The 19,129-nt window shown below is 66.4% G+C and carries 19 protein-coding genes and 1 tRNA gene; 11 read left to right on the top strand and 9 right to left on the bottom strand.

What is annotated here, in order from left to right:
* Positions 1-119: 119 nt before the first annotated feature.
* Positions 120-1,277 (bottom strand): right-handed parallel beta-helix repeat-containing protein, encoded by a 1,158-nt coding sequence (locus tag AC0IWM_RS13725; RefSeq protein ID WP_471755825.1) that lies wholly within the window; start codon positions 1,275-1,277, stop codon positions 120-122.
* A gap of 1,173 nt (positions 1,278-2,450) precedes the next feature.
* Between AC0IWM_RS13725 and AC0IWM_RS13720 the strand changes: the two genes are divergently transcribed.
* On the top strand, positions 2,451-3,488 hold the full coding sequence (locus AC0IWM_RS13720; RefSeq protein WP_471755823.1) for an acyltransferase family protein: 1,038 nt from the start codon (positions 2,451-2,453) through the stop codon (positions 3,486-3,488).
* A 451-nt stretch (positions 3,489-3,939) separates the two neighbouring features.
* On the opposite strand, the gene AC0IWM_RS13715 is transcribed toward AC0IWM_RS13720, so the two are convergent.
* A complete protein-coding gene (locus AC0IWM_RS13715) occupies positions 3,940-4,668 on the bottom strand; it encodes a DUF3750 domain-containing protein (protein WP_471755821.1) in 729 nt (242 codons plus the stop codon).
* A 213-nt stretch (positions 4,669-4,881) separates the two neighbouring features.
* Between AC0IWM_RS13715 and AC0IWM_RS13710 the strand changes: the two genes are divergently transcribed.
* The gene (locus AC0IWM_RS13710) at positions 4,882-6,384 is read left to right on the top strand and encodes an NAD(P)/FAD-dependent oxidoreductase (protein ID WP_471755819.1); all 1,503 of its coding nucleotides are present in this window, start codon (positions 4,882-4,884) and stop codon (positions 6,382-6,384) included.
* Between the two features lie 5 nt (positions 6,385-6,389).
* Positions 6,390-8,351 carry a hypothetical protein gene (locus AC0IWM_RS13705; RefSeq protein ID WP_471755817.1) on the top strand — a complete coding sequence of 654 codons (1,962 nt, stop codon included), beginning with the start codon at positions 6,390-6,392 and terminating at the stop codon, positions 8,349-8,351.
* Positions 8,352-8,360: 9 nt separating this feature from the next.
* On the opposite strand, the gene AC0IWM_RS13700 is transcribed toward AC0IWM_RS13705, so the two are convergent.
* Complete coding sequence (locus AC0IWM_RS13700) at positions 8,361-9,071, bottom strand: YoaK family protein (RefSeq protein WP_471755815.1); 711 nt, start codon at positions 9,069-9,071, stop codon at positions 8,361-8,363.
* 219 nt (positions 9,072-9,290) lie between these two features.
* On the opposite strand from AC0IWM_RS13700, the gene AC0IWM_RS13695 reads away from it, so the two are divergent.
* The 4 genes from AC0IWM_RS13695 (at position 9,291) to AC0IWM_RS13680 (ending at position 11,463) form a co-directional block, all read left to right on the top strand.
* The gene (locus tag AC0IWM_RS13695; RefSeq protein WP_471755813.1) at positions 9,291-9,542 is read left to right on the top strand and encodes a hypothetical protein; all 252 of its coding nucleotides are present in this window, start codon (positions 9,291-9,293) and stop codon (positions 9,540-9,542) included.
* Positions 9,543-9,628: 86 nt separating this feature from the next.
* Positions 9,629-9,904, top strand: a complete 276-nt coding sequence (locus AC0IWM_RS13690; RefSeq protein WP_471755899.1) for a hypothetical protein — start codon at positions 9,629-9,631, stop codon at positions 9,902-9,904.
* Between the two features lie 109 nt (positions 9,905-10,013).
* Positions 10,014-10,622, top strand: coding sequence for a Crp/Fnr family transcriptional regulator (locus tag AC0IWM_RS13685; RefSeq protein ID WP_471755811.1), 609 nt, complete (start codon positions 10,014-10,016; stop codon positions 10,620-10,622).
* Between the two features lie 271 nt (positions 10,623-10,893).
* Entirely contained in the window at positions 10,894-11,463 is a 570-nt protein-coding gene (locus AC0IWM_RS13680; protein WP_471755809.1) for a peptidase S14, read from the top strand.
* A gap of 17 nt (positions 11,464-11,480) precedes the next feature.
* Here the strand turns inward: AC0IWM_RS13680 and AC0IWM_RS13675 are convergent, their stop codons facing one another.
* Both AC0IWM_RS13675 and AC0IWM_RS13670 read right to left on the bottom strand, forming a co-directional pair.
* Positions 11,481-12,272 (bottom strand): hypothetical protein, encoded by a 792-nt coding sequence (locus AC0IWM_RS13675; protein WP_471755807.1) that lies wholly within the window; start codon positions 12,270-12,272, stop codon positions 11,481-11,483.
* A complete protein-coding gene (locus AC0IWM_RS13670) occupies positions 12,269-12,481 on the bottom strand; it encodes a hypothetical protein (RefSeq protein ID WP_471755805.1) in 213 nt (70 codons plus the stop codon). Before AC0IWM_RS13670 ends, AC0IWM_RS13675 begins: the two co-directional genes overlap by 4 nt.
* 662 nt (positions 12,482-13,143) lie before the next feature.
* Here AC0IWM_RS13670 and AC0IWM_RS13665 point away from each other — a divergent pair.
* From AC0IWM_RS13665 to AC0IWM_RS13655, 3 genes are read left to right on the top strand one after another with little or no spacing between them, the layout of a single operon-like run.
* Positions 13,144-13,962, top strand: a complete 819-nt coding sequence (locus tag AC0IWM_RS13665; RefSeq protein WP_471755803.1) for a helix-turn-helix domain-containing protein — start codon at positions 13,144-13,146, stop codon at positions 13,960-13,962.
* Positions 13,963-14,004: 42 nt separating this feature from the next.
* On the top strand, positions 14,005-15,072 hold the full coding sequence (locus tag AC0IWM_RS13660; protein ID WP_471755801.1) for an MFS transporter: 1,068 nt from the start codon (positions 14,005-14,007) through the stop codon (positions 15,070-15,072).
* Positions 15,073-15,077: 5 nt separating this feature from the next.
* Positions 15,078-15,230, top strand: a complete 153-nt coding sequence (locus AC0IWM_RS13655; RefSeq protein ID WP_471755799.1) for a hypothetical protein — start codon at positions 15,078-15,080, stop codon at positions 15,228-15,230.
* Positions 15,231-15,302: 72 nt separating this feature from the next.
* On the opposite strand, the gene AC0IWM_RS13650 is transcribed toward AC0IWM_RS13655, so the two are convergent.
* Positions 15,303-15,680, bottom strand: coding sequence for a hypothetical protein (locus AC0IWM_RS13650; RefSeq protein ID WP_471755797.1), 378 nt, complete (start codon positions 15,678-15,680; stop codon positions 15,303-15,305).
* A 479-nt stretch (positions 15,681-16,159) separates the two neighbouring features.
* On the opposite strand from AC0IWM_RS13650, the gene AC0IWM_RS13645 reads away from it, so the two are divergent.
* Complete coding sequence (locus tag AC0IWM_RS13645; RefSeq protein ID WP_471755795.1) at positions 16,160-16,711, top strand: PilZ domain-containing protein; 552 nt, start codon at positions 16,160-16,162, stop codon at positions 16,709-16,711.
* Positions 16,712-16,782: 71 nt separating this feature from the next.
* Here AC0IWM_RS13645 and AC0IWM_RS13640 read toward each other — a convergent pair.
* From AC0IWM_RS13640 to AC0IWM_RS13630, 3 genes are all read right to left on the bottom strand, one after another.
* A tRNA-Thr gene (locus AC0IWM_RS13640) sits at positions 16,783-16,858 on the bottom strand.
* 59 nt (positions 16,859-16,917) lie between these two features.
* On the bottom strand, positions 16,918-18,564 hold the full coding sequence (locus AC0IWM_RS13635) for a DEAD/DEAH box helicase (RefSeq protein WP_471755793.1): 1,647 nt from the start codon (positions 18,562-18,564) through the stop codon (positions 16,918-16,920).
* A 177-nt stretch (positions 18,565-18,741) separates the two neighbouring features.
* On the bottom strand, positions 18,742-19,041 hold the full coding sequence (locus AC0IWM_RS13630) for a hypothetical protein (RefSeq protein ID WP_471755791.1): 300 nt from the start codon (positions 19,039-19,041) through the stop codon (positions 18,742-18,744).
* Between the last annotated feature and the right edge of the window lie 88 nt (positions 19,042-19,129).

Genomic DNA, 19,129 nt, shown 5'->3' with positions numbered 1-19,129 from the left:
AGTCCTGCCGAGTCCTGGAGCGCGAGGTCCGACCTGCGAAGGATCCCGCCGCACGGCCGGCCGGAGGGCGCCAGACGCATCTCCACGGGAAAAATCCGGCTTCCGCGTGTCGAACGCCCTCAGTACGCGCCCTTGCCGGCAGCTGGGCTTCCGGGCGTCAGCTCGAATTTCTCCGAGCCTGGATCAGCGAACCGGGGATCGGCGTAGCTCTCGCCGGGGCCGAGGGTCATGGACCAGTTGTTGAACAGGTGGGTGGCCTTGTCCTGCAAGTGGAAGACGTTGCCGGTGTGGTAGCCACCTTCGCGCTTGAACACGCTGTCGCCCGAGTTCAGGCTGACGATGTTGTCCGCGATGCTGAAGGCATCCGGCGCCGGATCCGCGTCGAGATAGAAGATGCCCATCGCCTGCGAGCCCGCTGCGGTCGCCACGATGGTATTGCGCCGGACGGACACTCGGTTGAAGCCGACGGCGAACTGACCCCCGCCGTTGTGCGGATTGAGGAAGGGCTTGTCGCGCAGGTTGAGCGCGACATTGAAGGCGATGTCGACGTTCTGGATGACGTCCCCCTTCCGTCCGCCCAATTCCATGAAGCCGACGCTGTCCGCGCACCAGTTGTGATGAATTCGGAGTTCCGAGACGGATCCGAACAATTCGATGCAGCCTCCGTCCTCGCCGTAATCGTCACTCGGCGCCGCGTTGCGGAAGAACCGGTTGTGGGCGACCTCGTGTCCGGTTCCTGCCACCAAGACCCCGTTGGCGCCGTAATCGTCGTCGGGCTGGACTGATTTCGGCGTCACTTTCACCATCGTGAGATCGTGGATGACGTTGTTGAGCACGCGCCCCTGGCTGCCGAGCAGTCCGACGCCGATGCCGACGCGGGTGATCTCGCTGTTCTGCACGGTCACGCCGACGGTGTCCTTGGGTGCCGCCACACCGTACCGGTTCGTGTCGGTGATGAGCAGCCCGTCGATGACCGTGTGCGACCCGACCGTCAGGGCGTCGGCGTAAGCTGCGGCGGCGCCGGTGATGCGGGGCGGCGGCCCCTTTCCGGACGGCCGCACGACGATGGGTTCGTCGGCCGAGCCGACGGCTCGCATGACCACCGGACCGTTGATGACGGTGCCGGCCGGAATCAGAATGGTCGTTCCGACGGGATAGACCTCGGCGAGGCCCAGGGCGTCCGTGACGGTGACGGTGCTGCCGGACTGCGCCGGCCCAGGGCGAAATGCGAGCAGGACGGCCATGGGACCGGCCACGAGGATGGTTCTGCCCATCATTGCCATCATTCACGATCCTTGATCTCGGGCGCTGTCGCCAGCGCTGGAAGGTCCGGAGGCCGTCCTGTCACGACTGGAGCGTCGCCTCGGTCCGCGTCGTGTGGGAGGACGGGAGGGGTAGGCAGAGCGCCAAACCACCAATACGACCAAGCCACCAATACGACCTTGAGTGATCGACTGCCAGTTTCGTCTTTGTGGCAAGGGTAAGCGGATGGTTGTCCGACCTTTCGCACGACCGATCGTAGACTCGTGACGTTCCGCTCGGCGCCGGATTAGACGTACCCGTTTAGGATATGGATCAGCCTTCAAGCCCGTCGGCAATACACGCAAAAGACCAGTGGCGCGCGACGATCGTTGCTGGAGGAGCTTTTCCGATCTGTATCCAAGCCGATCAGCCGGCTGACATCGCGTGAGTTCCACCGAAGGGGGAAATCAGGGCACCGCCTGAAAGCAAGCGGTACGGCGCGGGTCTGGTTCTCCCGTGATCCCGTCACCGAATCTTCTGCTCGCGAGAGAAATAATTGAATCACAATTGTAAATAACAAATCTAAATACTTATTTGGGTAAAATTTCACGTCAATCTATAATTCCTATTCATTACAATGACTTAATTTCGCGAAATTTTGCTATTCATATAGTCGTCTTGGATAGGAATTTATGAATTTAAATTCACCAGTAAAAATCTTCCTTTGTTCCCTGCTCCAAAGATGTGCTTCCGTTCGATCGAACCTTTAGTTTGTATTTTTGTATAGATAATCATCGTTGTTGGCGAGAAAATTGCCGTCCAGTGACAATAGAAATTTGAGACTCCTGCGTATTCGGAGCAACCTCTCAGCAGAGATTTCTATTGCGCTATAAAAACATGTGAGTCATTGGAGTAAATCGGCTGTCCGAATGGCACGGAATTGATTGGGTCCGGTAGTCGCTTGAGGCTTTGAAAGCGACTGTAGAAGAAGGAAGTATTTCAGGTCGCGTCGTATCTTCAGGTGTATTCCGATGAACACTCGATCGGATGCGAGGTCGAAGACGGTCGGCCTTCCGGCCGGCGCCAGTCTGTGGGCGCGGCAGATATTCCAAGCGATATCTCTAAGGAAGGCAGGTTTGGATCGGGTATTCGTATATCGAAATTCTTGAGCGTGGTCTTATTTTTGGATATGACAGGCATGTAGAGCAATGAAACGCGCCCGTGGAAATCCAAAAATAATTGATAACATACAGTATATGAGAGGATTTGCGGCTCTCCTAGTCGTTTTCTCCCATGCTCTCGACGAGAGATATTCTGCGCTTGGTGCGTTGGGCGTCGGGATTTTTTTCGTGATCAGCGGCTTCATCATGACCGTTACCGCCTGGGATTCCTTCGCGACAGAGGATGCACCGCGCGAATTTTTGCTGCGGCGAGTCCAGCGGGTCTTCCCTCTGTATTGGATAGCTTTGTCGATCAAGATCCTTATCGATAGCCGACAGAAGGACATCGTTTGGGCGACAGGCTCCTATCTCCTGCTGCCGGTCTTTTCCCCCAGCGGTTTGATCGAGCCTATCCATGGGGTAGGCTGGTCGCTCGTCTGGGAGATGGTTTTCTACTATATCTTTGCCTTGTCTCTGTCGCTCCATCGTAGATCAGGCTTCGCTCTGATACTGTCGATACTGGTCTTCCTGACCTTTGTCGGGTATCTGACGACATTCAGAAGCGTGGCCTGGCATGGCAGTTCGATTTTCCTGCTGTTTGCTTTGGGAATCGTCATCGGCATTGTCACACAATCTTCGTTCGTCGATCGATCGCGGCATAGCCTCCTTGGGGCAGGCCTGGCCCTTGCGGCTCTGGCGATCGGCATCGCGATCATCGTGTTCCAGATCAAAGAGAGCTGGTTCGAGTTCCTCGAACTTGTCTTGTCGGGAGCCATCATCCTAGCGGCTGCGGTTGCCCCTAACATCAGTCCGTCGTCGCTGGTGCTGAGAGCCATGCACGTCATCGGAGACGCATCCTACAGTCTCTATCTGACCCATACCCTGACCTTCAGCTTGATCCGGTCAATCCTGAAGAGGGCAAATCTGTTGTCGCTGGAGGCGAGTCTCTGGCCGTGCATGATTGCCATTGCCTGCGCGGTCGGAATTCTCGTTCATCTGGTCGTGGAAAAGAAAATCATCGCGTATTTCCGAGTCCAGAAACCGCGCGGCATGAATGCTGATGCAAAATCTGAAGTATCCCGGTGATTTCCTCGTGGTGGCTTCACTGACCTGGAAGGACTCCGAAAGCGTTCCGTGATCGAAACTCGCGGGTCGATCGTCGACCTGCGCGGCGTTCAGTTTGATGGCAAGCCTCGCCCCCTGAGCGGCCGGGATCGTCCAAGGCCTGACCATCGATACAGGAATGTGGCGCTCGCGCCCCACCTGACCCGTCGCCATGACAGCCCAGGTTTGTTGTCACCAGAACAATGAAAGATCCTGCCCAGGGTTGCCCTTTGATTCTTGCGCAATGGGTGCCAGAAATGCATCATATTGCGTAGCCGGGCCGTCAGCGCGCGGATAAGGAAGTCCAAGTCGCCGCTATGCTTGCTTACGTCAACATCTATATCGGCTGCTTGGCTCTCTTCCTGGAGTTGAGCGTGCATGCGCCGGTCTGGCGGGATTAGCCTCGTCCGTTCGAAAGCGCGACGACCGCACCTCACCACCCGACGCGGCCGATGGCGGGAAGCTTGAGAGCCGGACGACGGATGTCGAGGCCCGCGACGGCACCGAGGAGGTTCACCTCCAGGCCTTCGATCCAGCCCACGGTCAGCCCGAGATAGCCGCCGAGGTTCACGCGGAACCCGGTCCGCGACGGCGTCAGGCCGACCCAGCGGCCGTCATAGGGGAAGTCCTTGCCGATCGCGGTAGCGGGCAGGCTTGCCGACATCTCCGGCACTGCGCTCATCACGGCAGCCACGAAGGTGTTGGAGTTCGGGCCTGGCCAGACCGTGTAGTCGCCGGGTTGCGCGTAGCGGTAGGTCCGAATCGCCGCCCGGATGCGCGGGATCATCGCCTCCGCGGCTGGCCCGTCGGCCGCCACCACGGTCTCGGGCGCGCTTCCGAACCAGCGTCCGTCGGGCACGAAGCGATCGATCCAGATCGGCTGGCCCCAGGCCGTGTAGTCGAAGCGCTGGTAGGCGGAAGCACCGGCATCCTTGACGACGATCCAGCTATGGGTGGCGATGATGCCGCGCCAACTGACCGTCCGAGCCGAGAAGATCCGGACGATCGCCTCCGGATGGTTCGCGGCCGGGGGCAACAGACCGGTGCTCGAACGGTCGGCGGAGCGCCAATCCCCGCGGGTCTGGCTGGCGTAGAGGGCGGCTGAGAGCGCGATGGGCGCGAGATAGACCAGGACGAAGGCGAGGGCAGCGATCTTGAGCAAGGCATTTCCGGACGGCGGGAGGACAGAACCGATATGGGAAGTCCGGCCGCCAGACGGGAGGTCCGCCGTAGCGCCCGAGGCGGCCGATGCGGTTCAGGACGCGATCCGGATGCCGCAGCGAAGCAGTCCGGCCTCGCCAAGAGGGCTTCCTTAACCAATCCAGCGTTACTCCGGGCACGTTTCGTCCTTCGGTTAACTTGACGGTCCTGCCCGATGAGCCACCACTCGGAAACGCTCGTGATCGGGGCGGGACCCGCCGGCCTGACCGCCGCCTATCTACTGGCGAAGGCCGGGCGCTCGGTGACCGTCCTGGAGAAGGATCCGGTCCAGGTCGGTGGCATCAGCCGCACGGTGGCGCATAACGGTTACCTGTTCGACATCGGGGGCCATCGCTTCTTCTCGAAGTCGAAGGCCGTGGTCGATCTCTGGGACGAACTTCTTCCGGACGACTTCATCGAGCGGCCGCGCCTGTCGCGGATCTTCTACAAGGGCAAGTACTACGCCTATCCGCTGAAGGCCTTCGAGGCGCTGCGCAACCTCGGGATCTTGGAAAGCACCGCCTGCGTCGCTTCCTACCTGTACGCCCGCGCCCGTCCCATCGCGGAGCCGAAGAGCTTCCACGAATGGGTCCGCAACCGCTTCGGCGAGCGCCTGTTCTCGATCTTCTTCAAGACCTACACGGAGAAGGTCTGGGGCATGTCCTGCGATGCCATCTCGGCGGACTGGGCAGCCCAGCGCATCAACGGCCTCGATCTCGGGGCCGCGATCCGCGACGCGCTGGTGCGCTCCCTCGGCCTGCGCAAGGCACCGCGCGCCGGCGAGCCCGTGATCAAGACGCTGATCGAATCCTTCCGCTATCCCCGCAAGGGACCGGGCATGATGTGGGAGGCGGCTGCCGCGAAGGTGGTGGCCCGGGGCGGGACGCTGCGCCTCGACCGGGGCGTCGACGGCCTGCACTTCGAGGCCCGGACTGGGCTCTGGACCGTTACGGCCCGGAGTGCGGACGGCACCCGCGAGACCTTCACGGCGCGCAACGTCATCTCCTCCGCGCCTCTGCGCGAACTCGTCGGGGCGATTTCGCCCGCTCCGATCAGCACCTTCCAGGCCCGCTCCCTGCAGTACCGCGACTTCCTCACCGTGGCGCTGATCGCCCGCTCGGACCGCAACTTCCCTGACAACTGGATCTACATCCACGATCCGTCGGTGCAGGTCGGGCGCGTGCAGAACTTCCGCTCCTGGTCGCCCGAGATGGTGCCCGATGCGGCGCATACCTGCCTGGGCCTGGAGTATTTCTGCTTCGAGGGCGACGGTCTCTGGACGCGGAGCGACGCCGACCTCATCGCCCTCGCCAAGCGCGAGATCGGCCAGATCGGGCTGATCCGCTCCGAGGACGTGGTCGATGCCTGCGTCGTGCGCCAGCCCAAGGCCTATCCGGTCTATGACGAGGACTACAAGGCACACGTCGCCACCATCCGGCGGGACCTCGAACACGCCTATCCGAGCCTGCACCTCGTCGGGCGCAACGGCATGCACAAGTACAACAACCAGGACCACGCGATGATGACCGCCATGCTCACGGTGGAGAACATCCTCGCCGGAGAGCGCCGCTACGATCCGTGGTGCGTGAACGAGGACGCGGAATACACCGAGGCGGGTGTCTCCGGCGCGCAGGACGCGCTGTCCAGCGAGCGCCTGGTGCCGCGCCGGGCGGCCTGATCGCGATGGCGACGGCGGTGACCTCCGACCGGACCGTGGCCGTTCCCGAGCGCGGCCCCGGGGCCGGAGGCGCCATCCCGCGCTGGCGCTCGAGTCTGTCCCGCTCCGCCTGGCCCATCCTCGGCGCGGCGGGTCTCTATCTGCTGCTGCATCCCTACGAGGGAATCGACGGTGATGCCCGCATCTATGTCGGGCGGGCCCTCGCCGATCTCGACCCCGACGGGGTCGGACGCGACCTCATGTTCACGCATGACGGGCAGTCGCGCTTCAGCCTGTTCCCGCTCGTCCTGCGGGGATTGGTGGCGGCGCTCGGCCCCGGTCCGGCGGCCCTTTCCGTCAGCCTCGTCGGGTTGATCGCCTGGTTCTGCGCCGCCTCCGTCCTCGCTGGCACCCTCGGAGGCGGCCGGCGGCGCTGGATCGTCCTCGTCGCCCTGGCGGTCCTGCCGGCCTCGTATGGCCAGCCCGGCGTCTTCCGGATCGGCGAGGCCATGGCGACGCCGCGGACCCTGGCGGAAGCGGCGGTGCTCGCCGGCCTCGCGGCGAGCCTCTCGGGCCGTCGCGCCCTGGCGGCGGCGTTCGTGGGGATCGGCGGGCTCATCCATCCGATCATGGGTCTGGCGGGCCTGGCCGTGCTGGTCATCGCGCTGGTGGCCGAGAATCGGCGCTGGCTGCTGGTCCTGGTCCCGACGCTCGCCGCGGTCCTGGTCGCCGCCCGCCTCGGGGTGCCGCTGTTCGCGCGCCTGCTGCAGCCCGTCGACCCTGAGTTCCTGGGCATCCTGCGCCAGCGCTGCGCCGACCTCTTCCCCATGCTCTGGCCGAGCCAGGCCTGGGGGCCGCCCGCCGTCCAGGCCGCGTCGATCCTCGTCGCCGCGACCCTGGTGCCGACCCGGGCACGGCGGGTTCTGCTGGCCGCACTCCTCGCGGGGGCCTGCGGCGTCGCCGCCACCGCCGTGTTCGAGGAGCAGTGGTCGTCGCTTCTCGTGATCCAGGTCCAGCCCTGGCGCTTCCTCTGGGTCACCTCCGTCTTGGGGGCTGCCGCCTTCGGCCTCTGCGTCGCGATCCTCTCGCGCGGACCGGCGGGGGACCGGATCACTCTCGCCCTCCTGGGACTGGCCTGGGTCTACGCCACCGACCTCCTCATCGGGGGCGCTGCCGGCCTCCTCGCCGTCGGGATCCACACAGCGGTCCGCCGGGCTCGGCGGGCACCCTCGCGCGCCCTGTTGGTGGCGACCCTGAGCGTGGTCGGCCTGCTCGTCGCCAGCCGCCTCGTCATCGAGACGCTCGCCTTCGCGTCCCTCCTCGGCGACCTGACGGAGGGCGCCCATCCGGGTCTCGGCCTGATCCGGAACTTTCCGATCGTTCCGCCGCTCGCCTTCACCGCCGGCCTCGCCTGGATCGCCGCCGGGCGGATCCGGGCCGCGATCCCGGTCCTGGCCCTGGTGCTCGTCCTGGCCCTCGTCGGCTTCTGGGACCAGCGCTCCCCGGCCTTCCGGCGGATCGAGGACCGCACCCTTCTGCCCGGTCTCGTTGCCGCCATCGCGAGCCGGCCGGGCGAGGTGCTCTGGCTCGACGGCCGGGCCGAGACGTGGCTGGCGCTCGGCCGCCCGAGCTGGATCACCAACCTGCAGGGGGCCAGCATCGTGTTCTCGCGTCCCTTGGCGATGCTGTGGTCCGAGCGGATCGCCCGGCTGATCGCCCTCGGCCTCGCCACCGAAGCGCAGCGCACGCCGTTCGCCCCACCGGTCCCGCTTCGGGCCGACGATCTGCCGGCCGGCGGCGTCGCGACCCTGTGCACGGCCCCGGACGCGCCCGTCTGGATCGTGGCGCCTCTCGGCGAGGGACGGCCGGCGCCGGCCGGGGCGCGCGTGTATCCGCTCGCCGACCCGCTCGTGACACCGATGGCCAGCGTTGACGGCCTGACCTGGCAGCGCGTGACCGCCTACGGCCTGCTGGCCTGCCGCCCCTGACGCCGCGGCTCAGTCGCTGCGGAGGAGCACGAGGCCCGCCAGCGCCGCGATGGGTACGACGAGGCAGCCGAACGAGAATGCGGCGACGCCGAAAGCGCCCGCAAGGGCGCCGATTGCGAAGGCCAGCACCGCCGGCAGCATCCGGCGCATCCGCCCCTTCGCCGGGTCATCGGGCGGCACGGCGCCCCGCGCCCAGTCAACGAGGTCGATGACGGCCTGGGTGACGTTGACCGTCATCACCGTGGTGGCCGCCAGATGCGCGAGGCCGAGCCGGCCGATGGCGTTCTGGACCCCCATCGCGCCGACGCCGAGCATGCCGACAGTCACGGCCGCCGCGCCGTCAGGCGAGCCCAGCGGCGAGAGGGCGAGACCGGCGGCCCAGAAGGCGGCGAGCAGTGCGATCTCGAGCCCGAGGAGCCAGCGCAGGGGCGCCATGCCCCGGCGCTCCAGGGCCAGGGCGATGAGACGGGTCGCCGCGACCGCGGCCACGAAGGCCGGCAGCGCGAGCAGCTTGGCGACCACGCCGGTCGAGGTCGAGACGAGTTCTGCGCCCAGCAGGACGAAGTTGCCGGTCACGTGTGCGGTGAACAGGCCGGCCAGGGCGATGAACGCCGCCGCATCGACGAAGCCCGCTACGAAGGCGAGTCCGATCCCGGCGAGAAGGTCGGCGTCGAGGCGCGGGCTGCCGGGTCTGTGTGAGGAGAGGGATATCCGTGCCATCCGTGCGTCCACTGAGGCTCCGGGCAAATTCGAACCGGCTCGGGGCCTGACATAGGCCGGACGTTCTGGCCGAATGCGCCGCGGAACGGAAGCATCCGGATGCGAGAACGCCGCCGGATCTTCAGGTCACACGGATGCGACCATCCCGCCGACGACAAGAAACCTTGCGAAGCCTGTCCGAGCCCCTGAACCGGCGTCGGGGCCGTTCGTTGTGTCGACATGACGAACGCCGCAACCGATTCCTCCTCCGCCGCCGCCCGAATCGCGGATGCGCGCCACCGCGAACTCGCGACCGAGCACCTCCTGTTCGGGACGATCCGCTTCCTGGCCCAGGAACATCCGGACCTGCTCGACACCCTGGAGGCCAGCGTCGGCCACCTCTGGGACAAGGCCGACGACGATTCCCGGGACGACGAGGCCGTTCGAGAGGTGGCGCGCCGCTTCCTCAAGAGCCTGCGGGCCGAGCGCTGATTGCGCACCGCAGACACGATCCGAACTTTCGCGCAGAAGCGCCGTTCTCAACGAGACAGGAGGCTATCATGTCGAATGACCCGGTGATGTCGAGATCCATCCTTCGCACCACGCTCGCCGCGACCGTCGTACTGGGCCTGTGCGGCGGCGCTCTGGCTCGTGGCGGCGGCAGCAGCGGCGGCGACGGTCTGTCACCCTACGCTGCCTTGAGCGGAAACGACCGCTCGGCCGGTGTGAACAACGGCAATTATCGCGACCCCGCCCTCGATCCCTATCTCGGTGCCTACGAGGGCCGCTACGATCGGCCGGTGCGCGAGCGCTATCGCCCGAGCCGGCGTCCCTATTACGGCACGCCCTACTGACAGGTGCGGGCGGTGAGGGTGACCGGATCGAGGCGGCAACGGCGCCTTCCGCTGCTTGCAACGGCGCGCCTGGATCGGGCTGGCCCGTCGGGCATGGAATCCTGACGGGATGAGCATCGGCAGCCCCGGAAATCTCCTGCTCCGTTCCCTGCCCGAAGCCGAACGGGCGCAACTGGTCCCGGAGTTCAACCGGATCGAGGTCCGGAAGGGCGAACGCCTCGTCGAGGCAGGCGATCGCGCAGAGTTCGCCTATTTCCCGGAAGGTGACCTCTCCTCCAACCTGACCACCGCCAACGGGACGCGCCGGCTGGAAGTGGGGTGCTTCGGCTACGAGGCGATGATCAGCACCGCGAGCTTCCTCGGCTCGGAGCGCATGCCCCACAAGATCCTGGTTCGGGTCGGTGGACCCTGGCTGCGGATCGAGGCATCCCGCCTGCGCTCCGCTTTCGAGGCCCTGCCGGGATTGCGGCGGGTGTTGCTGCAGTTCGCCCACGTCTTCATCATGACCCTGAGCCAGACGGCCCTGTCGAACGGCGTCTGCTCCATCGAGGAGCGCTTGGCGCGCTGGCTCCTCATGGCCCAGGATCGCCTCCGCAGCGACGAACTCGCCCTGACCCACGACTTCCTCGGCCTGATGCTGGGGACCCAGCGCTCGGGCGTGACGCTCGCGATTCAGGCGCTGGAGGGGATGGGCATGATCCGAGCACGGCGGGGCTGATCACCGTGCTGGACCGACCCCGCCTCATCGCACATGCGGGCGACAGCTATGGGCCGGCCGAAGCGGAATACGAGCGCCTCATTGGCCCGTTTCGGATGCACAAAGCCGCGGCGCCCGGGTCGTAGATCGGCGTCCGGTCCCACTGCGACGGCCATCGGGCGCGCCGCGGAAAACCGCCAACAGCCCTGCGCTCGGCGGCGCGACCGCCCCCCCGGGCCGGGAACTTGCGTTCACTCTGCGACGGCCGCGTCCCGGTCGCCAGGAGGACACCATGAAAACCGGTACCCTGCCGCCTTCGGCCTTCGATATGCCCGCCATTCTCCTGTCGGGGACGGTCGACCAGGATATGTACCGCGACTTTCGCCGGCAGCTTGATGCGATCGGCGACCGGGACCTCGTGGTGGTCGAGTTGACGACCCTGGGCGGCGATCCCGAGGTGGCCCGGATGATGGGTGAGGACATCCGCTTCAAGAGCGGGATCCAGCCAGATCGCCGGTTCGTCTTCCTCGGCAAGGCCGCGATCTACTCGGCCGGCACCACTTTCATGAGCTTCTTCGCCCGGTCGAACCGCTATCTGACTCGAGGCACGCGGCTGATGGTCCATGAGCGCAAGCTCGACAAGAAGGTGATCCTCAACGGCCCCCTTACGACCTGCATCGCTTCCCTGAAGGCCGCCTTGCACGAGATCGAATGCTCCATCGAGATCCAGAACGAGGGCTTCGCCAACCTCGTCCACGGCTCGCAGGTGACCTTGGAGGAGGTGCTGCGACGGGCCCCCGAGAACTGGTACATCGAGGCCGGCGAGGCGCAGGCGCTCGGACTGATCGAGGAGATCCTCTGAGGCCGGTGCGCGGCCGGTTAGGCTGAGCCGTCGAGGAGCGCGGGATCCGGTGCGGCCTCCTCGGTGCGGTCCGGGCACCCGGCCGTTCCCAGGCGCATCACCTGCCGGCTCAACGCCCGCTCGCCGGCTTCGAGGCCGCACTTCTCCACGTGCACCACACGGTTGACGACCTGAAGGTTCGGCGTTCCCCAGAAGGCCAGGAGCGTCGGCCAGGCATCGTCGCGGTGCTCGCGCCAGACGCGATAGAGGGGCACTCGGTGATCGACCTCGGCGGTCCGGAACAAGCGCTTGCCGGAGGCGGCGCAGCGGTGGCGCTGCCGCGCCTTCAGCGCCTTCACTTGATCGCTGGGCGCCACCCATAGCTTCCAGGCGGCGACACAGGCCGCGTGCCAGCGGGCGTTCTTGTTCGGGACGCCGGAACCCCAGAGGTCCCGGTGCCAGCCGAACCGATAGACGGGCTGTCCGCAGATGCAGCAATGGCCTTTGCCGCGGTCGTGGGCCGGTTCCCGGAAGGGCGAGGGCGGCATCCGGAACGTGGCGGCAAGGCCGGAGCCCTTCTCCGTACCGAGCCGCCAGGACCAGTTCTCAGGGGTTCCGGAGCGCGTCGCGAGCGCCCGCGCCAGCCGGTCCGCGCGCAGGAGATGCGCGCGCCAGTAGCTCTCCACCGCGAGGCGCGGAGTCGGGGGGATCAGAGGACGCGACAGGGCATGCCGCAGGACGGGCGCCGGGAAGATGGCCGGCAGCGCGCGATCCAGGCGGGCCCGCGCTGCGACGTTTCGCTCGGCTCTCCACTCCGAGGCGGCACTCACGCCTGGACGAGGCTGTCGTCTGAGGGGGCGGCCGCCGACGGCACCGGACGTCCAGCCACGGCATCCGCAAGCCGGTGCAGCCGACGACCCAAATCGACCACCTCGTTCAGCGCGATCGACTTCTCGCCGTTCTTGACGGCTCGCGTGATGTCGCTGAGTTGCAGCTTGGAGATACGAAGCAACTCGGCGGCAAGCTGATCTCTGGTCATCGGGCGCATCGCGGAACGAGGTGAGGGGCGGGGTTCGCGAGATCTAGGGCGTAACGGTTACCGAGGCGTTGCCGCCAGCGGCCGGTCCCCGTGGCCGAGCCTCCATCGCCATCACGCCTCGCTTCGCGCCCGATAAACCCGGAATGTACGGCTCTGATCGCGCCGACCTGTTTTGGCGGTTCGTCTCGACCGAGTGCAAGCGAAACCGGCGCGACCTGTTCACGTTCCGACGAGCGACGAAGCGCGGCTCCATGGTCAGACAAATCACGGCGGGACGCTGCGCCGATCCGGAAGAGCGCCGCGTCGGATTTGCACCCACCAGGATTCGCCCCGCTGCAGCCGTCACGGAACCGTGAGTTGTCGCACGAGTCCGGAACACCCTATTCGAAAGGGCGTCAGGGCTGGTCGATTGGGCTTCATCCGATGGGCCGTGTTCCATCCCGTCGGGCTCAGGCGGCAGTGTCCCTTCCGTCGTTTGCCTTTTCTACGCAGCACGTCGGTCCGGAATACGCGTTCGAGGCTTATTCCGACCTGTATTCCGGCGGCGCGGACGTCGCGCGGATTGGCCCGGATTTCCACGCCCAGGTCCGAGCCTACCGGCTGGACCGCATGATCCTGTTCCAGCGCAGCCTGAACGGGGTCCAGCACAGCCGGTCTCCGCAGTGGGTCGACAGGACGGCTTCGACCACGTCACGCTTCACCTCCTCCTCGAGGGCGAGATGGTGGCCGGCCCCACCGGGAGCGAGCGTCGGGTGCGTCCGGGCGAGATCCTCGTCTGCGACAACACGCTGCCGCACCAGACCCGGGCGCACAACGTCCGCCAGATCTCGACCCCGGTGGCGCGCGACCTGATCGAGCCGCTGGTCCCGGACCTGCGCGGCTTCCACGGGGCGATCCTCCCGGAAGCCGTCGGCGGCCTCGTGGCCGATTTCATCGTTTCCTTGACCCGGCGCTCGGAATCTCTCGACTCCACGGTCGCATCCCGGTCGAGCGACGTTCTCTGCATGCTGCTGGGCGCCGCCCTGCGCGGGCACGCCGCGCCCACCGAAGCCGTGGTCTGGGCCGCCGTCCACGATGCCCCCGACGACGTCGCGCGCCGCCGCAAGACCGAGGTCCACGTGGAGCGGCACCTGGGGGACCGCGATCTCGGCGCCGAGACCATCGCGGCGCAACGCGGCAGCTCGCGCAGCCTGCTCTACCGGGCGTTCCTGAGGGATGGCGGCGTCGCCCGCTTCGTGCAGCAGCGCCGCCTCGAACGGGTGCGCAACGCCCGGCGGCGCCGGGGCGAGACGCGCTCGATCGCCACCCTCGCCTACGCCTACCGCTTCTCCAGCGAGCAGCACTTCAACCGGGTCTTCCGCACGACCTTCGGCCGTCCACCCGGGCAGTTCCGGACCCACATCCAACAGGTGCGAAGCGAGTCCCAGATGCGGGGAGGCCGGTCCTGGCCCCTCGCCGACTGGCACAGCGAACTCTACTGATGCGCACCCTGTCCGACGTGACGTCGACGCGTCGCGGATCGCATGACCGTCAACGTTCGGAACGTCGTGCCCACCGCGCCCGTTCGGACCGCCCTGAGCTTCGGACCCCTGACGCTGCTCATCCTCGCGCAGCTCTCGGCAGCCAGCGACCACTTCCTCATCACCCTGGTGACGAGTCCGGTGAAGCAGGATCTCGCCCTGAGCGACGCCCAACTCGGGCTGCTCCACGGCTCGGCCTTCGTAATCCTGTACGCGCTGACGATGCCGCTCTTCGGCAGCCTGGCGGACCGCGGCCATCAGCGCACGATCCTGCTCGCCAGCATCGGCCTCTGGACCCTGGCGACCTTGGGCTTCGGCCTAGCCGGCTCCTTCGCGGCGCTGTTCCTCTGCCGGCTCGCCCTCGGACTGGGCCAGGCCGGCCTCGCACCGGCCTCGCTGTCGCTCATCGCCCATGGCTCCGAGCAAGGGCGCATGGCCCGAAACGTGTCCCTGCTCACGGTCGGAGGCAGCTTCGGACATAGCTTCGCCCTCCTCGCCGGGCGCGCGACCCTGGCGTGGCTCGTCGTGCGGGACGGGCTGGCATTTCCCGGTCTCGGACCGCTTACCCCCTGGCGAGCGCTGTTCGTCCTCGCCTGCCTGCCGAACCTCGCGCTGATGCTCGGCGCGGCGGCCGTTCAACTGCCAACGGCCCCACCGGCGGCCACAGTGGGCCTGAGGCCCGCCTGGGCATGGATCCTGAGGCACCGGCGGATCCTATCTGCCGCACGTCGCCGCTGCCGCCTGTGCCGTCCTGGTGAGCCGGACCCTGGCCGCCTGGGGCCCGACCCTCTACGTGCGCAGCCACGGCATGAGCCCGGCGGAGAGCGGTGTCGTGCTGGGGGGCCTGCTCCTGATCGGCGGGCCGATCGGCCATCTGTCGGCCGGCTTCCTCCTGGACCGCGTCGGGCGGACGCGCCGGCGCGCAGCGACCTCGCGGATGCTCGGCCTCGGGCTCCTCGCGGCCCTGCCGCCCGCGATCGTGATGGCGACGGCCTCCGACCGGACCCCTCTCGCTCGCCGCCTTCACCCTCCTCACGGCCGTGCTCGGCTTCACCGCACCGCCCGCGGTGACGGGGGTGCAATTGCTCACCCCCGTCAGCCTGCGTGGGCGCGTCAGCGGCTTTTTCATCGCCGCCGTGACCCTGACCACCTCGGTCACCGGCCCGCCGCTCCTTGGCCTGCTGGCCGACATCGTCTTCGGGGCCGATCATCTCGGGCGCGCCCTGTGATCGTACTCTACGGCCTCGTCGGCTTCCCCGGGACGCTCCTGGCCTTTCACGCCGCGCGGCAATCACGCCGGATCACCGGCGCAGGCCGCTGAACCAGGACGAGACGGGGTCGATCACCTCGCTGGCGATGGATGCGACCCGGGCCCGCAGCCGCTCCGTCAGGGCCGGGGGGCGACCCGGCTGGCCGCCGCGCCGCTCCCGCGAGGCGGCTTCCGCCTCCGTCATCGCCGCGGCGACGAAGGCATCTTCCTGGACCTGACACGCGTCGAGGGCGCTGCGCTGCGATGCCGCCCGGCTCTGCGTCCGGGGCTGGTGCGCGAACGCTTCTCGCACACAGCCGTGCCAAGTCTCCTCTAGGGCATCGAGCCTGACCTCGGGCATCGGCTGCGCAGACGCCACCTGCGGGACGAGACTCATCAGCAGGATGGCGGACCAGAGTATCATGGGCATGCGCGGAATATGCCGGCCCAGGTGCGCCCGGACTAGAACAAAAGCGCAACACTTCGGCCGTCGCGTCCGGGCGACCTTGTCCCAAAGGCATCGGACCCTGCACGAAACCGCTGCTTCGACCGCTTCATGTGAGCGTCATTGATGATGTCGCGAAAAACTCGGCTCGCTTTCGTGGCCCTGCCGCTTCGGTCAGGCTCGAGCTGGATCAGAAAATTACAGTGCGCGGCCTATATAATCAAAAATCTAGATGTGCGTGAATCATCGTTCTATTCGGAATATGATCTTTATTATGATAAGTATCGGCAGTGATTTGTACCAACATATTGACTAAAATCTGAATACAATCACAAAACTGTCTTATAACATGGAGTAAGCTTGTTTGTATTGGATACGAATGATTGAATCTGATCAGAAGTATATTTCAATTATAATTTCTGCAACCTATTTAACGTAAATCTGCAGAATACCGAGGGGACTGGGTGCGGATTGATATCATGGCAGACAGAAGACGCGTTTACAGGCAGGCCTGTGGGCTCGATGGGCGGATCTTCGTTCCCAAGATCAGCAACGCAATTCCGTGCACGATCACGGACATCTCGTCACTGGGTGCATTCCTGAAGCCCGGTACGGGTCGCGTGGTCCCGGCGCATTTCGATCTCACGATCGGCGGAAGTAATCAGCCGCGCGCCTGTCGGATCGCACGCCAGGAATCCGACGGCTTCGGGGTCGAATTCCTCGATCCCGTTCGCCACGAGATCGAAACGATCCTGGAAGAATTCGCTTTCAAGGAAGAGCTGGTCTTCGAGGCTCTGAACCGGAATCTCGACACCGAGACGACCGTCACCCGGATTCGGTTGCGACAAACCTCTGCCGCCCTTCTCGACCTGATCGCGCGGCGCAGTTCCATCGCTTGGCAGTCAGGCGAGATCATTGAGCACTGCGCAGCGCGCCCCGGCGCGACGATCGAGGCCCAACCCGGTCCATCCGGCCGGTCGGTCCCATACGCTCGACACGCGGCACTTCCGGCCTGACAGCATCAAGAGGCGCCCATATCCCTGTCGGAACGGGCTGATTTCCAGTTTCAGCCCGAGCAGAGAACGTGTGGTGCCGGTTGCGGGACTTGAACTCGCGACCTACCGCTTACAAGGCGGTTGCTCTACCAGCTGAGCTAAACCGGCGTGCCGTCCTGCGCTATCAGCGCCGTTGCCCCGGCGCAAGCCTGACGTGAGAGATCGGATCAGGCGGCCAGGTCGCCCAGGCGGCGGGTCTCGGCGAAGATGCGGCCATCCGGGAAGCGGTAGCGGACCATCTCCGTCAGGCGCCCCTGAGCGCAGATCTCGATCGAGGCCGGACGGGTGAGCCTGTCCCGCTCCGCCGCGGCCTCGCCGGCCGTCATCGGCACGTCGCGTCCGCCGCCGAACTGGCGCCACCACTGCACCGCTTTCTCGCGGAAATATCCGGCCTGGGCGAGGCCGAGTACGATTCGGTGGTGCCGCCCGTCGCGCAGGTGGAAGGTGACCTCGAGGTCCCCCGCGGCATCGGCACTGGCGGCGAAGGTCCAGCCGGCGACCGACCGCCACCCGGCGGAACCGCGATCCGCCCGCTGGCTCGAGAGAATCGGGTGCGCATCGTCGGCGGAAGCTTCATGGCCCGGATCGGCGGCCTCCGCCTCCGCCTCGACCCAGCAGGCTTCGCAGGTGCTGGCGTTGAGAGCGATCAGGGCGCCGCAACCGGGACAGGCCTTCGCCCGGATCTCGCCTTCGCGGCCGCGGATCGCGGCGGCACTGCGGGCGGTGACGATGTCGACCGGGCCGTGCATGCGGACGAGGCCGGCATAGTCGAGGATGAGGGCATCGGTCTTGTCGGGGGCGCGACGCAGGGCGCGGCCGACCTGCTGCACGTAGAGCCCGGTGCTCTGGGTCGGCCGCAGCAGGGCGACGAGGTCCACCTGGGGCACGTTGAACCCTGTCGCGAGGACGCCGACCGAGGTCAGGCAGCGGATCCGGCCCTCGCGGAAGTCGCGCACCATGCGATCGCGCGCCCGCTTCGGGGTCTCGCCGGAGAGGCTCTCGCAGGTGTGGCCCTCGGCCCGAATCGCGTCGCGCACCGCCGTGGCGTGGGCGATGCCGGCGCAGAAGGCGAGCCAGGCCCGGCGGCCCTGCCCGTAGCCGACCATCTCCTCCACCGCCGCGCGGGTGATCCAGTCTTGGTTGACGGCGGCCTCCAGGGCGCTCGGGATATAGTCGCCCCCGCGCCGCGGCACGCCCGCGACGTCGAGGGTCGTGGCAGTGGCTTTGGAGATGAGCGGCGCGAGGTAGCCCTGGTGGATCAGGTCACCGACATTGGCCTCGTAGACGATGGCTTCGAAGAGCCGGCCGGGGCCCTCGTCCAGGCGCCCGCTGTCGAGACGGTAGGGCGTCGCCGTCAGACCGACGACGCGCAGGTTCGGGCGCTCGGCGCGCAGGGCGGCGAGGAAGCGGCCGTAGCGGGTCTCGGCGTCGCGCGGGATGAGGTGAGCCTCGTCCACGACGACGAGGTCGAACGCGTCGAGGTCGCGCGTCCGATTCCAGATCGATTGGATGCCGCAGAACAGCACCTGCGCGCCGGTATCGCGCCGGCCGAGGCCGGCGGAATAGATGCCCGCCGGTGCCGCCGGCCAGAGCGCCAGCAGCTCCCGGTGGTTCTGCGCGATGAGTTCACGGGTGTGAGTGACGACGACGATGCGATGGCGCGGGTCGCGGTCGAGCGTCTCCCGCACCAGGGCGGCGATCACCAGCGACTTGCCGGCACCGGTCGGCAGGACGATGAGGCCGGGGCCATCCCGCCGACTCCACGAAGCGTAGAGGGCGTCGAGGCTGGCACGTTGATAGGGGCGAAGATTCATCGGCGGCGCTTCTAGCGCCTGTCGGCCTCGGCGTCCGTGGCCAATCTGCCGCGCGCCCGGGTCACTTGTGGCAGACGACCCCACGCCCCGCGGACCCTTCCTAAAGCCCCGCGGACCCTTGGGGTACGCGAGGCGTCGTCGATTCGTCTCGGGCGTCGTTCGCCTCGGGAGCCCGGATCAGCAGTTGTCGGCGCTGTCACCCTTCACGACCTGACCCTCGGCGGGCTTCTTCTCGCTGCTTCCGGGCTGGGTGTTGGAGCCGACATTGTTCATCGCGCCGACGGTACCGGGCGACTCCGCCTTGGCGCCGGGCGTCACCTTCGAGGTCGAACCGCCATCGACGGTCGAAGACTTGTCCATCGAGGCGGACTTGTCCTTCATGGAGCTGGTGGTGCCGGTCGCGCAGGGCGCCGCAAACGCGGCGGTTGCGGTCAGCATCAGGGAAGCGGTCGCGACGGCGAGATATCGAACGGTCATGTTTCCTCCAGGAATGGTTATTCTGGAGTTCAAACCCGGTCAGAACCCGCACGTTCCGAAATAAATCTATCAAGTGATGCTTGTTTAT

The organism is Methylobacterium sp. AC433 (genome assembly GCF_979253015.1).
The sequence above is the reverse complement of the archived record's forward strand: the minus strand, read 5'-3'. Positions and strand labels throughout refer to the sequence as shown.

Excerpts from the sequence above, each read along its gene's own strand:
- AC0IWM_RS13725 (WP_471755825.1), bottom strand. The coding sequence starts at position 1,277 with ATGATGGGCAGAACCATCCTCGTGGCCGGTCCCATGGCCGTCCTGCTC.
- AC0IWM_RS13720 (WP_471755823.1), top strand. The coding sequence starts at position 2,451 with ATGAAACGCGCCCGTGGAAATCCAAAAATAATTGATAACATACAGTAT.
- AC0IWM_RS13710 (WP_471755819.1), top strand. The coding sequence starts at position 4,882 with ATGAGCCACCACTCGGAAACGCTCGTGATCGGGGCGGGACCCGCCGGC.
- AC0IWM_RS13705 (WP_471755817.1), top strand. The coding sequence starts at position 6,390 with ATGGCGACGGCGGTGACCTCCGACCGGACCGTGGCCGTTCCCGAGCGC.
- AC0IWM_RS13700 (WP_471755815.1), bottom strand. The coding sequence starts at position 9,071 with ATGGCACGGATATCCCTCTCCTCACACAGACCCGGCAGCCCGCGCCTC.
- AC0IWM_RS13695 (WP_471755813.1), top strand. The coding sequence starts at position 9,291 with ATGACGAACGCCGCAACCGATTCCTCCTCCGCCGCCGCCCGAATCGCG.
- AC0IWM_RS13690 (WP_471755899.1), top strand. The coding sequence starts at position 9,629 with ATGTCGAGATCCATCCTTCGCACCACGCTCGCCGCGACCGTCGTACTG.
- AC0IWM_RS13685 (WP_471755811.1), top strand. The coding sequence starts at position 10,014 with ATGAGCATCGGCAGCCCCGGAAATCTCCTGCTCCGTTCCCTGCCCGAA.
- AC0IWM_RS13680 (WP_471755809.1), top strand. The coding sequence starts at position 10,894 with ATGAAAACCGGTACCCTGCCGCCTTCGGCCTTCGATATGCCCGCCATT.
- AC0IWM_RS13670 (WP_471755805.1), bottom strand. The coding sequence starts at position 12,481 with ATGACCAGAGATCAGCTTGCCGCCGAGTTGCTTCGTATCTCCAAGCTG.
- AC0IWM_RS13660 (WP_471755801.1), top strand. The coding sequence starts at position 14,005 with ATGACCGTCAACGTTCGGAACGTCGTGCCCACCGCGCCCGTTCGGACC.
- AC0IWM_RS13650 (WP_471755797.1), bottom strand. The coding sequence starts at position 15,680 with ATGCCCATGATACTCTGGTCCGCCATCCTGCTGATGAGTCTCGTCCCG.
- AC0IWM_RS13635 (WP_471755793.1), bottom strand. The coding sequence starts at position 18,564 with ATGAATCTTCGCCCCTATCAACGTGCCAGCCTCGACGCCCTCTACGCT.
- AC0IWM_RS13630 (WP_471755791.1), bottom strand. The coding sequence starts at position 19,041 with ATGACCGTTCGATATCTCGCCGTCGCGACCGCTTCCCTGATGCTGACC.